Annotated in this window: 13 protein-coding genes and 2 pseudogenes; 5 read left to right on the top strand and 10 right to left on the bottom strand. The window is 57.3% G+C overall.

Annotated features, from left to right (window positions below; genetic code table 11):
- Positions 1 to 3: 3 nt before the first annotated feature.
- The 5 genes and pseudogenes from JZX87_RS20485 to JZX87_RS20465 form a co-directional block, all read right to left on the bottom strand.
- On the bottom strand, positions 4 to 873 hold the full coding sequence (locus tag JZX87_RS20485; protein ID WP_206827647.1) for a TIGR02587 family membrane protein: 870 nt from the start codon (positions 871 to 873) through the stop codon (positions 4 to 6).
- 116 nt (positions 874 to 989) lie between these two features.
- A pseudogene (locus JZX87_RS20480) lies at positions 990 to 1,322 on the bottom strand (exonuclease/endonuclease/phosphatase family protein); the annotation flags it as partial.
- Positions 1,323 to 1,466: 144 nt separating this feature from the next.
- Positions 1,467 to 1,919, bottom strand: a complete 453-nt coding sequence (locus JZX87_RS20475; protein WP_206827645.1) for a pyridoxamine 5'-phosphate oxidase family protein — start codon at positions 1,917 to 1,919, stop codon at positions 1,467 to 1,469.
- A gap of 93 nt (positions 1,920 to 2,012) precedes the next feature.
- On the bottom strand, positions 2,013 to 2,474 hold the full coding sequence (locus JZX87_RS20470; protein ID WP_206827643.1) for a TspO/MBR family protein: 462 nt from the start codon (positions 2,472 to 2,474) through the stop codon (positions 2,013 to 2,015).
- Between the two features lie 74 nt (positions 2,475 to 2,548).
- A complete protein-coding gene (locus tag JZX87_RS20465; RefSeq protein ID WP_206827641.1) occupies positions 2,549 to 2,806 on the bottom strand; it encodes a DUF982 domain-containing protein in 258 nt (85 codons plus the stop codon).
- Positions 2,807 to 3,250: 444 nt separating this feature from the next.
- On the opposite strand from JZX87_RS20465, the gene JZX87_RS20460 reads away from it, so the two are divergent.
- Positions 3,251 to 3,637: a DUF4174 domain-containing protein gene (locus JZX87_RS20460; protein WP_206827639.1), complete on the top strand. Its 387-nt coding sequence runs from the start codon at positions 3,251 to 3,253 to the stop codon at positions 3,635 to 3,637.
- An 18-nt stretch (positions 3,638 to 3,655) separates the two neighbouring features.
- Here the strand turns inward: JZX87_RS20460 and JZX87_RS20455 are convergent, their stop codons facing one another.
- From JZX87_RS20455 to JZX87_RS20445, 3 genes are all read right to left on the bottom strand, one after another.
- Positions 3,656 to 5,614 carry an ABC transporter ATP-binding protein/permease gene (locus tag JZX87_RS20455; RefSeq protein ID WP_206827630.1) on the bottom strand — a complete coding sequence of 653 codons (1,959 nt, stop codon included), beginning with the start codon at positions 5,612 to 5,614 and terminating at the stop codon, positions 3,656 to 3,658.
- A 252-nt stretch (positions 5,615 to 5,866) separates the two neighbouring features.
- Positions 5,867 to 6,766, bottom strand: coding sequence for a hypothetical protein (locus JZX87_RS20450; RefSeq protein WP_206827629.1), 900 nt, complete (start codon positions 6,764 to 6,766; stop codon positions 5,867 to 5,869).
- A 284-nt stretch (positions 6,767 to 7,050) separates the two neighbouring features.
- Positions 7,051 to 7,491 carry a hypothetical protein gene (locus tag JZX87_RS20445; RefSeq protein ID WP_206827627.1) on the bottom strand — a complete coding sequence of 147 codons (441 nt, stop codon included), beginning with the start codon at positions 7,489 to 7,491 and terminating at the stop codon, positions 7,051 to 7,053.
- A 287-nt stretch (positions 7,492 to 7,778) separates the two neighbouring features.
- Here JZX87_RS20445 and JZX87_RS20440 point away from each other — a divergent pair, with 287 nt between their 5' ends.
- Positions 7,779 to 9,050 (top strand): NAD(P)/FAD-dependent oxidoreductase, encoded by a 1,272-nt coding sequence (locus JZX87_RS20440; RefSeq protein WP_206827625.1) that lies wholly within the window; start codon positions 7,779 to 7,781, stop codon positions 9,048 to 9,050.
- A 67-nt stretch (positions 9,051 to 9,117) separates the two neighbouring features.
- Here JZX87_RS20440 and JZX87_RS20435 read toward each other — a convergent pair whose 3' ends face one another.
- Positions 9,118 to 9,354: a DUF6894 family protein gene (locus JZX87_RS20435; RefSeq protein ID WP_206827623.1), complete on the bottom strand. Its 237-nt coding sequence runs from the start codon at positions 9,352 to 9,354 to the stop codon at positions 9,118 to 9,120.
- Between the two features lie 383 nt (positions 9,355 to 9,737).
- Positions 9,738 to 10,621: pseudogene (gene ku, locus JZX87_RS20430) on the bottom strand (non-homologous end joining protein Ku).
- 251 nt (positions 10,622 to 10,872) lie between these two features.
- On the opposite strand from ku, the gene JZX87_RS20425 reads away from it, so the two are divergent.
- The 3 genes from JZX87_RS20425 (at position 10,873) to JZX87_RS20415 (ending at position 14,476) form a co-directional block, all read left to right on the top strand.
- Complete coding sequence (locus JZX87_RS20425; protein WP_206827723.1) at positions 10,873 to 11,868, top strand: MsnO8 family LLM class oxidoreductase; 996 nt, start codon at positions 10,873 to 10,875, stop codon at positions 11,866 to 11,868.
- 45 nt (positions 11,869 to 11,913) lie between these two features.
- Positions 11,914 to 13,224 carry an LLM class flavin-dependent oxidoreductase gene (locus JZX87_RS20420; RefSeq protein ID WP_210349090.1) on the top strand — a complete coding sequence of 437 codons (1,311 nt, stop codon included), beginning with the start codon at positions 11,914 to 11,916 and terminating at the stop codon, positions 13,222 to 13,224.
- A gap of 64 nt (positions 13,225 to 13,288) precedes the next feature.
- Positions 13,289 to 14,476, top strand: a complete 1,188-nt coding sequence (locus JZX87_RS20415) for a M20 aminoacylase family protein (RefSeq protein ID WP_183827734.1) — start codon at positions 13,289 to 13,291, stop codon at positions 14,474 to 14,476.
- The last annotated feature ends 10 nt before the right edge of the window (positions 14,477 to 14,486 follow it).

The following is a 14,486-nucleotide window of genomic DNA, read 5'->3' as shown; positions in this document are numbered from 1 at the left end:
GCCTCACAGGATCAGGCGAGCGGCCGCGGCGCCGATCGCGCCGGGGAAGCTCAGGATGACAATAGTCATCAGGATTTGGGTGGATCCAATGTCATCGGTTCTGTGGAACGTCCAAAGGCAATAGGCACTGATCAAACAAGCAATCAGATATCCAGGCAATGTGAAGCGGACAAAAGCATGCCAGCTTGGCGTGCCCTCGGCGAGATCATGGCTCCCCCTAAAAGACAGGGCGTAGACAAAACCATGCATCACCGCCAGCGAGGCGGCGATGATGACGAGGGCGTGCCAGGGCGTCATCTTATAAGACAGCAGGATCATTTCTTCGGTGGGCGCAACGTTGAGATTGAGGAACAAGGCACCGACAGCCATGAGAAACAACTCCCCAGCGTAGCCTGTCTCCCTTTCGTGAACGGGGTCGTCATCGTTTCCGCCCGCTTCGTCGTTTCTATCATCCGACTGCCCACCGAGTTGGCTTCGGCCCAGCATCGCACCTATACTCGCGGGCACGGCCTGAAGCGCGATCATGCCAATAATCTCGTGCGCTGACTGGTCTTGCTTGATGACTCCCATCGCAACCAAGATCAATGCGCAGGAAACGATACCAAGAGCATAGGCAATGCTGGCATCACGGATCGCTTGCTGCCACGTGGATGTCTCTTCGAAGCCGACCCTGTCGGAGAGAATGATCAGCAGAGGTATATTGACGAGGAGAAGGAGCAGTAAACGGCTGCGGTCCATGTAAACGCCAAGCTGCCACATTTCCATGGTCATAAGCATCGGCAGGGAGAAGAGAAGGGCCCCTGCAATACCGCGTGCAATCCCGGCGAAAAATTTGCTGTTGTCAAAATCCTCGCGCGTCGTCGCGATACTCATGCCAAGTTTTCCTTAAGCAAAAAATTCCACCAGCCGAAGATAGAGGCAGTTGCGTTGAGGACCAGGGCGCTTGTAGCCGAAGCCCGGTTGGCTGGAGAAGAGCGAGCGCTGGGTGAATATTTCCAGAATGTGTAGATCCGCTCGTCTGGATGCAAATGGCGGATCGCATCCCGTCCAGCCTTGTTCGATCAAGTGCGAATAGGCTTGGCGGACCTCGGGGCGATAAAGCGTGTCAGCGATTCAACGCTCCAGTTTGTAAACGTCCGGTGCGGTCGGCATGACATTGAAATCGCCAACCAGCAGGGCGATAACGTCTGGCTCTAGAATTTTCATTACATATTCCTGGAGCCGCCGGAACCACCGCAGTTTGTAGTCGAACTTGGGCCTGGGGCAGGGTTGCCGTTCGGCAGGTAGAGGCACCCTATCAATACGCCATCGATGGCCGCCTCAGCCTCCCCGTCATCTCCGACGAAATCGACCACCCAGTGGCCGGCGCCTTCATGCTGGACGCGTGTATGTCTGAGGCTCATCGTCATCCTCTCAATCGATAAAATTGAAGCTCGCCCGGGTCCTGCCGGTCCATCACGCAAAACTCAGCAAGCTTCGCGCTTTGCGAGAGGGATGCGGCCGTTCTCCTCGCCGTCCCAGTATTGTATCTCGGTGGCCGAGACCTTGATCAGTACGATTCCAGCGGTATCGATCCCTTCCGGAAACCACCGCTCAAGGTCTTTGACCCAGTGAGCCTCAAACTGCGCCTTGTCACGGATCAGGCTTGCGGTACCGTCTATCGCCAGGAATATGCCGGGCTTACCGAGTAAGCTGGGTGGCGCGGTAAACGTCAGGCCGACGCGAGCGTCTTGCTCGATGTCGCTGACCTTACGGGTCTGATCGTATGAGAAGAAGTAGGAGTCGCCGTCGTAATCGACGTCACCATTGTTGCTCATCGGGCGAACGCTGAACACGCCAGGTTCGTTCTTCGTTTGGAGCATGCAGAAATCGATTTTCTGCAGCTGCTTTGATAGTTCTTCCAAGGTGTGCGCCGCCATGTGGCTCTCCAGAAGTCGAGGACGTGCCACTGAAACTCGCTGCCACAGCGTTCGTTCCGTGAATGCCGGGCCGGGAGCCTGTGCCAACCTCTTCTAGTTCAGAAAAAAGATGGCGGCATTGAGCGACGTCGCGTAGGCAAGCCAGAGCGCATAGGGCACGAAAGACCATCGCGCCACTCGGTCTTGGGCCTTGATCAGAAAAGCCATGACCACCAGAAGTAAGCAAGCGATGACGGCAAGGCCTAAGCCGACTTGGCGAAAACCAAAGAAGACTGGCGTCCAGGCCCAGTTCAAAAGCATCTGCAAGGTCCACAGGCGGAATAGTGTGGAACTCAAACCATGACCGATTGTGACCCGCCAACCGGCGATGGCAATGAGGATGTAAACTAATGTCCACGCCGGCGCGAACAACCAGTTCGGGGGCGTAAACCACGGTTTCACCAACGTCTCGTACCAATCGCCAGGTCGGATGGTTATCCCAAGGGTGAAGCCCGTGATGAGTACGAGCGTCAGGAAAATACCGAGAGTTCCATAGTGTTTACGTGTTGTATTCAATGCAAACGACCTTGCAGATTGAAGCGTTCGTGACTGGTCAGGTGTAGAGTGAGGTCGGCATGTCTGGCGCACGCTCAATGCCGGCGGAGATCGAATTGTTTGCGAGCTTCGGCCGCCGCCGCTTCAAAAGCTACTCGTGCCTCATCGATCGTCTTGTATCCAGCAATCGCGCCGCGGCAGGCGCTTCGCGCGCGGACGAAATCCAGCCCCTGTGAAGCAGGCCAGTTATCCATCATGTGTGCAAGCGCTTCAAACGGGCCGCTTACTTTATGGGAGCCAGTTGGAAAGGCGATCTCAACAGGCTCTTTCCATCGTGCGTTTGGACCAGACATAATGCTTTACTCCCTACATATCTGCGGCGTGAGAACGCCGAGTGGCAGGACAAGTTCCGATCTCAGCGATAATATTAGGCAACGGATGCAAAAGAAGTCAGGCCTCGATCGCAAGCTTGCTCGCTTTAAGGACGGCGGCCATCTGGCATGCCTGAGACGGACATCGCATTAATCAATCAGCCTTTCGCGCGATATTTGTTGGTTCGACCCCTTCGAATTTGTCGCTTGCGATGGAACAGTGAACGCCGCGGGCCTGCTTTATCAAACACCTTGAAAACTCCGCGCGGTGGACGACTGCGTTCAGGGCTGCGCGCGCAGGTTAGAGGTTCACGTAATTGAACACTTGCACGCCCGCCTTCGGAGGAACCTTCTCTTTTGCTACCGGTTTTACGGTATCCGCGGTGTAGCCGTACGGCTGCAAATCTCGCTGTGAAGGGTCGCCATATGTCTGCTTTATTTGAGGCCAATTGCAAACCGGAATGGATTTTGCTGGTCGCGGGAGATGATACCGGCTTGCGACGTCAGCAACTGGATGAACTCCAGCCACACGTGCAAGAGCTACACGAACGGGCAATCGTTGTTTTCGAGGTTTCACGAACCGAGGTTACGGCCCTCGAGCAAGGCTGTCGCTGCGTGGCAGGTCCGGCCGATGTTGCCAAGACTTACAGATTCACCTTCGACCGCTTCACGGCCTCCCTCGTTGATGGAAACGATTCCGTAAAATGGGTGGCACCAATCCCAGTATGTTTTGCAGACATAGTCGCAACTATCGAAGAATTACCGCATCGTGAAGCCGAGAACGCAGCGAGGGGGCCATCGTTATCTGGTTAACCTCTGGCTGGACTGCAGTCAGTGTCGATCCTGTCTCTTCCCCCACATCCGAGAGATTGACATGCGCTTCCCTTTCTTCGGAATGAGGTCCACGTCGCTGACAAGCCTTGCCCCGCCATCCCGTTTCTCAAGAGTAATCTTTCGGCTGTGAAATGCCTCAAGTTCTGCTCGGTGACCAACACTCAGTATCGTAACATCCGGCAACTCATTAATGACCGTCTCCATGATCTTGTCCTGGCTTTTGTCATCCAGCGCCGACGTTGCCTCATCCAGTACAACAATGTCGGGGGCATTCAGCAGAAGCCGGGCAAAGGCCAATCGTTGTTTCTCGCCGCCGGACAAGGTGTGGTCCCAAGGGGCTTCATCGGCGATTTTGCCCTTGAGATGTCCCAGGCCAACCTTCTCCAGCGCTGAACCGATTTCCTCGGTGCCCCACATATCGGCTTCTTGCGGATAAGCGACCGCCCGTCGAAGTGATCCGGTCGGAATATAAGGCTTCTGCGGAAGCATGAACAATCGAGCGTTGGCACGGAAATTGACGCTTCCTTCGCCCCAAGGCCATAGCCCTGCGATTGCCCGCACCAGTGTGCTTTTGCCAGAGCCAGACTCTCCGGCTACCAGCACACGCTCGCCCGGTTCGATCTCTACTTGGGTTTCCTTCACGACGGCTCTACCGTCACCGAGGGACACGGAGAGATCGCGAAGACTGAGCATGGTATTGTCAACAGCTTCGCCTCGGGCGATGCGGCCAAGGCTGTCGCTGGTTTCGGCGCGTTCGAGGCCGTCGAGCGACATCATCAGAGACGCGACGCGGCGAGCACAGGCGTTCCAGTCTGCAAGACGGGGATAGTTATCGACCAGCCAGCCAAAGGCCGTCTGGACGATGGTAAACGCCGATGCTGCCTGCATGACTTCACCAAGTGACATGCTTCCATCGAGGAATTTTGGCGCGCATAGCAAGACCGGCACCACGGGAGCAATCAGCATCGATCCGTGCGAGACGAGCGTAGTGCGCATATATTGATGAGCAAGCTGGCGCCATTGCTCACGCACCTTCTGAAACGTTCTGTCGAGATCGTTTCGCTCCTCTTCTTCACCTCCGAGCAGAGCAATGCTTTCGCCATTCTCCCTGACCCTAGTAAGTGTATAGCGAAACTCGGCCTCAACCTGGTTCTTGACCTCGGAGACCTGTACAAAGTTGCGGGCGATGTAAGCGATCGAGCCTGACGTTACGAATGCGTAGATCACCGCGGCGACAACGAGGAACCCCGGGATCGTAATAAACGATCCGCCCACCGGCAGTGTTAAAGCGCCGCCGATTGTCCAGAGTACAACGATGAAGGTCGAGGCAGAGAGAAAGGCGGAGATGACACCTGACACAAAATCCACTGGAGACTCGGTTGCGATCCGCATGTCTTCGGAAATTCGTGCTTCCGGGTTCTGATGGTCGCCACCGATCAGGTTCAGTTGGTAATATCTACCATTGGCAAGCCAGCGGGCGATCAATGCCTTGGTCAGCCAGGAACGCCAACGTCTCTGGATCAACATCCTGACGAATACCTGAATGGTAACCAAGGCTACGCTGCCTAGTACCAGCGGCGGGAACAGAGCTCCCAGATAATAGACCGACGAGGCATTGCGTTGCTCGATCGCGTCGAAAATTTCCCTGTTCCAGACGTTGATTCCATATTGGAAACCGACGTTCAGACCAATCAAAGCAAGGAGACCAATGGAGACTGGCCATGCCAGGCGGTCACCACGACGGCTCCAATAGCCGCGCGCACTGATCCAGAAGCGCTTTAAAAGATAGGATTTGCGGGCTTGCTCGGCTTCCTCGGGTGACATTGCCTGATCGGGCTCAATGGCGTCAGGTACCGGCTCAGCCTCTGAGTGCTCTTCATCCTTCTGCGGAGGGACTTCAGCACCCTGTAATGTTGCAAGTTTTTCAGTTGCGGGGTGGATTTTGCGATCACTCATGAGCCCCTTAACGGCGCTTGAGATAAAAGGTTTCACGCTTTGGTGATGGAATTTCAATACGCTGTTTAATGGGCAGGCCCAGGCTCATCCCTCTCGTCATCCAAGGAGGAAACGAAAGTCTCGACATCCCGTCGCTCGTTCTCAGGCGGGCCTGAAGGCACTGAAGCTTTTCCCCGAATGCATCCGGGGCGACTTGATGAAGATTGGCGAAGTCGCGTCGGCTAGATTGTCATCGCCGACGCGTAGAACGTGTCATAACTTAGCGATAAGTGCGGCTTCTTCATCGTCTCGCTGACGTCCCCCAAGTGCCGCGGCCGCAGAAGCGATGAAGGCACCTACCAAGAGCGAGAGTGCGCCAAGCATCGCTGTTGTGGAGGCTGACTTACGAGCCTTGTCTGCTGCTTCCTGCGTTTCAATTTTCGCCTGATCGATCCGCTGCAGCACAGCATCGACGCGCGCTTTCGCTTCCTCGGGCGTGAGCCCAGTGCGAGACGCCACGACGGCCGACAAGTAGGTCTTGTCTTCGTCGGGCATCGAACCAGCCGTTGCGGAATTAAGGAGGATACGGGAAACCTCCGCAACTGCGGCCGCATCGTCAGTCTGGGCGCGATTGCGCAGATCCTGCGGACGAAGCAAGGCATCCGTGAAATATCCGGCCGCCACGTTAGGACCTGTGTTGTCAGCACTGCCGGATGTGGCGCCGGCAATCGTCGCAGTCGAGGTGGCAGATGCCAAAGCTTGAACTCCGCCGCCTACAAGGCTTGTGAAAGCAGATCCGGCCAATCCTGCAACGAGCACTGTTGCAAGCGCCCAACTGAGAAAGCCGTGCGCGGTGTCCCGAAAAAACACCTCGTCGGTGTGCACGCCGGCCCATTTCGTGCGCAGCCGCCCCGTCAGATAGCCGCCGAGCGCGGAAGCGAGCCACTGGACCACCACAAACCAGATTGCTGCCGTGATACTTACTGTGGTGAATGAAGCGCTTTCTCCCGACCATGGCGACACCATCGTCAGACCAACGCCGGCCCCCAGCAGAAGCAGGATGAGGGCCGTGGCCGCTGCAGCGACCGCGCCACCTATTACCGGACCCCAACTGAGAGCCGAGGCAGAGGATTCAACTCCGACATCTGATACACCAGATTGATAGAGAGGCATGTCCTTCTCCTAGCGCATAAATAGAACAAGAAGGATGACGATCGGCAACGGGACGCCGAGAAGCCAAAGAAGAATACCGCGACCCATAATAACCTCCGATAAACGACTTGTTGTTGGTATCGCCTGAACGCTTCTGAAACTTCCCGGTTCCTCGTCATGTCGCTTTGTACGGTCTTCGAGACTTTCCGCCCATGAGAGCCGCCGTCACAGCGGCGTAGGTTACGGAGTTCCTCAGGCCGTCTTCTATTGCCCGAACACCGTACCCGCCATCGAAGACCACCGCATCACATGCAAAGCGGCTTGATAACGTCCATCCTGATATCGCCCTCAATTACTCCGCGAACCAAGTCGCACCGCCCGTGCTCGATTTCGACGACCGTGTAGAACTTTTCATCCCTGAAAGCGCTTGCGGTCCGGGTTGATACATCGTCGGCGGGAGCCGCGTCGATTTCCATAAAATCCAGCTCTCGTTCCGCGGCCACTATTCGTGCGTCTCCGGCTGTACGTGCCGCGACGACCACCACACCGTGTCCCGGCTTGTTTGCCCACGCGGGATCATCTGCAGAAGCTATCGGCTCAAGGCGGTAAATATTGAGAGCCTCCCCAACGAACTTCGGCGGTGCAGAGTCCGCGATCTGACTTTTACTCTCCATGGATCGACCGAATGTCGTGCTGCTTGTTGAACTTCCGGTAAGCTCTGGATGAATGTCTTTCAACTGGGGCATTGCCGTTCCTCCGATTGAGACGAGAACACTCTCGGCCTACCGGTGTTCCATTAAATGTCTGGAACAGGCCACTGTGTACGTTCATCGCTCTTCCAGCGGAACACGCTGCTCCTATCTTCAATTCAGAACATGGGAGGAATGCATTTGAACGTCAGGATCGACGAAGATGAGCTGTTTGGTTCACCCGGGCTAAATCGTATCAGCCGAAAGGCCCGGTAGAAGGCAGCCAGTTACCGAGAACGTCATCGTGGAGCCATTTACGGTCGCAATGCGAAAGTTCGCCAATAATGGTGTCATCGCAGATCCGATCGACATCGGGGTCCGGCGAGCTCGACGCCGCCGGTTCACTCACCCATCAGCAGCCGCTCCGGCACGCGCAACCCCTGTGGCTCGCCAAACAGCGTGCATCTATCGTCACAAGAAAGTTCCCGTCATCCGATCGCTTCGATGTCATAGTGGTGGGTGCGGGAATCGGCGGCGCCCTTATGGCCCATTCACTCAGCGGCAAAGGATTGCGCATCCTGACGATCGACCGCCGCTATCCGGTTCGTGGTAGCAGCGCCGCGAGCACTGCCATGATCCAGCATGAGATCGATGTCCCGCTTCATCGTCTCGCTAGAACGATCGGTCACGAGAAGGCTTCACGGGTCTGGCGCAGGTCGGCGGGTGCAGTCGAGGAGCTGAAGAGCCTCATTCGGGATCTCGGCATCAACTGCGAATTTCAGTCGCGGCACACGCTTTTTCTCTCCGGGCAAGAGCTTGGCGCGCGAGCGTTGAAAAGAGAGGCGCAGGCTCGCCAAGAAGTTGGAATCCTCGCCGAATATCTTGATCGGGCGGCGCTTCTGGAGCGTTATGGTATCAACCGAAGTGGAGCGATCAATAGCGCGATCTCCGCATCCTCAAATCCTGTGCAGATGACAACGGGCATTTTTCGCGCAGCGAGGCGACAGGGGGTGGAAGTCGTAGGCGGGCTGGAGGTCACCGATGTTCGCGAGGCCGGCGATAACGTCATCGTTGCGACAGATCAGGGGAAGATGATTGAGGCGGCCCACGTCATATTCTGCAGTGGATACGAGTTTCTCGAATGCCTGAGAAATCCACGCCACAAGCTCATGTCGACATGGGCCTTGGCTAGCAAGCCAAGGCTGAAACGACCTGACTGGCTGGATAAATACCTCGTATGGGAGGCCTCGGACCCTTACCTCTACTTTCGTTCCACATCTGATGGACGCGTCATCGTCGGTGGGGAGGATGAGAAAGGTGAGGCTGCCTATCTCGACCCGACAAAGATCGAACACAAGACAGCGGTCCTTGTCGAAAAGCTGGCTGATCTGACCGGGATTTCGCTCGGCAAACCTGATTTTTCCTGGTCGGCCGCGTTCGGCGTCACACCTGACGGGCTTCCGATGATAGGGACTGCGCCAGGGATGAGCCGGGTCTTTGTATCGATGGGATTTGGAGGGAATGGCATTACGTTTGCAAAGATTGCGGCAGACCTGATATCCGCCGCGGTTCTCGGCCACCAGGACGTCGATTGGGATCTGTTTCCCCTTCGGTAGCCTGGAACGGTTGCCAGGTGTGGCGATGCGCTAGCAGCGCACTGCGTCGAATTCTTCAGCGTTTTGACTAATCGAATTTGAGCGCGGACTTGAGCGGGACAGTCAGCGCTACCGATCCATCTGGTCTGACGACCTCAAGACAGCCACCGTCGATGATCTTCCCATTTTTGACCTTGTTTGCAAGAATCTCTCGGGCCGAACTAACGGCGTAATCATGGGCTTCATCTAACGTCGTGAATTCCGAGCCGTCCGGATCCTCGGTGAGCACGCCATCCTGCCTGATATGAAAAAAATATTTCTGCATGAAACCTCCTTCGCGGCTGTCTTAACCATGGAACGTGGTGAACGTTCCAGACTTGTTTCGCCGCTCATCTGAGTGGTGCGGTAGTTGCCGAACGCGCGATAAGTGTCACGACTTTGGGTTCACCACCTCCGATGCTGGGGCGGTTTCAGTCTCTCCGGGAGTTTTGCCGAATACGTAGTAACCAGCGAGCAAGAGCCCGATAAGGAAGATTATACTGACGAACGCATACATCCTTGATCGAGCTTTACCACCTGTGCTCATGTTCTTCCTCATCTTCCATCCATATTGGTAACATGCGCATGCGCAATGAGATGCGCTGAGATATCGCCGCTACAGGCAGCTTCCACTCCAGTAGGGACGCACTGGCATCGTAGTTTCGCTCCCTATCCGGTTTTGCGACGAGAAGACGCGGCGGATTTGGACTTGCCGCTCTTTGCCACCGTCTTTCCGGTAGTGTTGGAGTTGGCGGATTTCCGCTTGGTCGGCTTTTTCTGGGCAGCGCCGGCGCTGTCCCGCAATGCCTGGAGGAGATCGCTCGGCTTCGATGCCTTTGGTGCTACAATCTTTCTGAATGGTTTGCCTTCGATCTTAGCTTTTACCAGTTCGGCAAGGGCCTCCTCGTAACGGTCATCAAAATTCGACGGGTCGTAGGTACCCGTCTTCGTGCCGATGATATGGGAGGCCAAGTCGAGCATTTCCTTGTCGATGTTGATGTCGGCCATGTCATCGAAGGCCTCGTCTGCCGATCGCACCTCGTAATCGAAATTCAAGGTGGTGCAGATCAGACCTTCGCCATGGGGGCGGATCAGCACCGTTCGACGCCGGCGGAACAGTACCGTGCTGGCAATGCCGCGACCTGCGCTTCTTTCATTCCGTCACGGAGCAGAGCAAAGGCCTCCTCGCCCATCTCCTGTGGTGCCAGATAGTAGGGCTTGTCGAAATAGACGTCATCGATCTCGTCGCACGGAATGAACGCCGTGATTGAAAGGGTCTTGTCGCTGTCGGGAACCGCTGAAGCGATCTCGTCTGGCTCCAGCACGACATAGCGGCCATTGCCGGTCTCGTAACCCTTCACCTGTGCGTGATGTTCAACGACATTGCCGGTCTCGCTATCCACAAACTCGCGGCGCACCCGATTGCCGGTCTTGCGGTTGAGTATGTTGAAGCTGATCCGCTCGGAGGATGAGGTGGCTGTGAACAAGGCCACAGGACAAGTGACCTCGCCGAACCTGATGTGGCCCTTCCAGTTGGCGCGTGGCGATGCCATGTCCCGATATCTCCGATACAGCTTTGCCCATTAACAGGACAGGCGCTGAATCGTTCCGGCTATTTTATCGTTCTGAGCAACAGCCACCACCGACTCTCTTTACAGCGCGGCGTAGCGCTTTCGGCAGCGCGATCGCACCTGTAACGCAGAAGATTTTTCCGCTTCACTCGTCGCAATCGCAAAGATTGCCCTTCATAATATACAAAATCAGTAGACAAATGGACGCACGTAAAGATGCGCGTGGGTGCCGGATGTACAAAATCAGTTTGCTTGACAAAAGCCCTATTGCCCAAGGAGAGACCGCGGTCTCCGCCTTGTCGGCGACCGTCAATCTGGCAAAGCGAGCCGAGGCGCTGGGATACCACCGCTTTTGGGTGGCCGAACACCATGGAACAAGCGAGTTGGCGAGTTCTGCGCCGGAAGTTCTAGTGTCCTGGATCCTCGCTAACACATCAAGCATCCGGGTAGGTTCCGGCGGCGTCATGCTACAACATTATAGCCCGTTCAAGGTCGCGGAGGTGTTCAATCTTCTGTCTTCCCTGGCACCGGGGCGGATTGATCTCGGGATTGGCAAGGCGCCTGGTGGCCTGCCCAGGGCAACGGCGGCATTGCAGGTCTATCGTTCAGAAAAGCCGGAATTCGAGACGCAGATCGCTGAGCTTAGCGCCATTCTCGACAACTCCGTCGCCCTGCGGCGAGATGACTCCTTTGCCTTTGCGGGGCCGCAGCCGCCATTCACCGCGGAGCGTTTTTTGTTGGGAGCCAGCCCGGGCAGTGCTCGCCAGGCGGCGCAGCTTGGCTGGAACTTCGTCTTTGCTGGTCATCTTAACGGCGATTCTGAAAACCTGCGCCAAAGTCTTGAAACATATCGCGAGGAAAGCGGCGGGCGCTCACCGATGCTTGCACTCGCCGCCTATGCCTCGGAAAGCGCATCAGATGCGGCAGAGCAGGTGTCGGAGCTGAAGATCTTCAAGGTGTTTCTCGACAATGGTCAGTCGGTCAGCCTTGGTCGACGCGACCAGGCCGAGGATTTTGCAAAACAGGCGGGCTCCAAGAACTATCGGATCGAGGAGCGCAAACCGAGCGTGCTGCACGGGACCCCGGATGAGATCCACGCGGAACTGGCTCGTCTGGCGGCGGCCTACGAGATCCAGGAATTTATTCTGGAACCGCCGGCAGTCGGGGCTGACCGCCGGCTTGCATCCATCGAGCTCTTGTCCCGCAAACCGCTCTCTGCGGCAGCCTGATTTCAAGGAGAAATTATCGTGAGCAGGAAGATCAATTTCGGAATCATGCTGCAGGGTGCCGGCGGGCATATGAATTCCTGGCGACACCCCAAGAGCCCTGTCGATGCGAGCGTCAATCTCGATTTTTTCAAGGCTACGGCCCTGAAGGCAGAGGCCGCCGGCATCGCCTTCGCCTTCGTCGCGGATGGCCTCTATATCAACGAGAAGTCCATTCCGCATTTTCTCAATCGCTTCGAACCCTTGACCATCCTATCCGCGCTTGCAACGGTGACGAGCAAGATCGGCTTGGCGGGCACGGTTTCCACGTCCTACAGCGATCCCTTCACCATTGCCCGGCAATTTGCCTCTCTCGATCTCATCAGCGGCGGGCGCGCCGGCTGGAACGCGGTGACAACGCCGCTCGAAGGAACGGCGAAGAATTACAGCCGCAACCACCCCGAACACGCGCTTCGCTACGAGATCGCCGACGAATATCTGGAAGTGATCAAGGGTCTGTGGGACAGTTGGGATGACGACGCCTTCCTCCGCGACCGCGTCAGCGGCAAATTTTTCGACCGCGACAAGCTGCATACGCTTGGTCACAAGGGACGCTTCTTCCAGGTCGAGGGGCCGCTCAACATCCAGCGGTCGCCCCAGGGGCAGCCGGTGATCTTTCAGGCGGGGTCTTCCGACGCCGGAATCGGCCTTGCCGGCCGACATGCCGATGCCGTCTTCACCAACGGCGTCTCGATCGAGGAAAACCGGACGTTCTCACTACGTGTGAAGCAAGCGGCGGTTGCTCATGGTCGCTCTGCCGATCACGTCCAGATTTTTCCGGGCATCGGTCCGATCGTCGGCGGCACACAAGCCGAGGCCGAGGAAAAATACCAGACCATCCGCAACCTGATCTCGGTCGAGGAAGCTCTCGCCTATCTCGGCCGCTTCTTCGATCATCACGATTTCAGCGCCTACGATCTGGATGCGCCTTTCCCCGAGCTTGGCGACATTGGCAAGAACAGCTTCCGCTCGACAACGGACCGGATCAAACGGGTGGCAAAGGAGAAGGCGCAGACCCTGCGGGAGGCGGCGCTTGATGCCGCCACGCCAAGGGAAGGGTTCGTCGGTACGCCGGATGCCGTCGCGTCCAAGCTCATCGAGTGGTTCGACAATGGTGCAGCCGACGGTTTTATCCTCGGTTTTCCGGTGATTGCCGAAGGGCTGGGCGATTTCACGAGCCACGTCCTGCCGATCCTTGAGGAGCGTGGCTATTTCGACCCGCAACTCCCGGGACATACGCTGCGCCAAAATCTCGGGCTGCCCTACCGGGAAAGCGTTTACGCGGCAGGCGCGGGAGCGGCGGAAAAGGCCAGGGCCTGACATTTCGACAGGGTGAAACGGCCGGCCCCGAGAGGCGCGGCGCAACCTTTGGAAAGTGACAACCATGAATATCCATGTTGACGGCGCGCGTCCTCGCGACGACGCCGAGCGGCTGATCCTTGCCTCGATAGACGAGTTCATCGACATCCGCCGGGACCTGCATCAATATCCGGAGCTCTCCTTTCACGAGAAGCGTACTGCCGGGATCATCGCCAAATATCTGCTCTCCTACGGTTACGAGGTGGCGGAGGGTGTCGGCGGCTACGGCGTTGTCGCCACCCTCCGGCGTGGTTCGGGCGAGAAGCGGCTAGGAATTCGCGCCGATATCGACGCGCTGCCGATTGAGGAGGCGACGGCGCTTGCCTATTCGAGCCGCAATCCCGGCGTCATGCATGCCTGCGGCCATGACGGCCATACGACGATCCTGCTCGCCGCTGCCCGATATCTGGCAGAGCACGGCCGTTTCTCGGGTACAGTGACGCTGATCTTCCAGCCGGCCGAGGAAGTGGGTGCAGGCGCCCGCAGGATGATCGATGATCGACTGTTCGAGAGATTTCCGGTCGATGCCATCTTTGGCCTGCATAATTGGCCGGGCGTCGCGGCCGGCCAGTTGGGCTTCGTCGAGGGGCCGGCCATGGCCTCGGTCGACAAGGCGTTGATCCGTATCGTCGGCAAGGGCGGGCACGGCGCTTCGCCGCATGAGACGGTCGATCCGGTTCTGGCGTCCGCCTCCTTCATTACCGCCTTGCAGAGCATCGTTGCCCGCAATGTCGATCCTCTCGAAATGGCTGTGCTGACGGTCGGGTCGATCCATGGCGGTTCCGCGTCCAACGTCATTCCGGAAAGCGTCGAGCTCAAGCTCACGGCGCGCGCCTATTCTCCTGCAGTTCGCGACAAGCTGGAGGCGCGGGTGCCGGCACTTGCGCGCGCCCAGGCTGAAAGTTTCGGCGCTGAAGCGGAGGTCGATTATCTGCGTGGGTTCCCACCGGTGATCAATCATGTGGAGGAGACGCGGTTTGCCCGCCGGGTCGCCGAGGAGAATTTTTCTACCGATCAGGTGGCCAGCAGTTTCAGGCCACGCACGGCAAGCGAAGATTTCGCCTACATGCTGCAGGAGCGGCCTGGCTCCTACCTTTTTGTCGGTAACGGCGACAGCGCGCCTCTGCACAGCCCCCTCTACAATTTCAACGACCAGATCATCGCGCCGGCCGCCCGTTACTGGGCGCGGCTCGCCGAAGCCTTCCTCTCATGACCGGCAGGAC

It is taken from the genome of Agrobacterium sp. Ap1, from assembly GCF_017313375.1.
Taxonomy (GTDB): domain Bacteria; phylum Pseudomonadota; class Alphaproteobacteria; order Rhizobiales; family Rhizobiaceae; genus Neorhizobium; species Neorhizobium cellulosilyticum.
The sequence above is the reverse complement of the archived record's forward strand: the minus strand, read 5'-3'. Positions and strand labels throughout refer to the sequence as shown.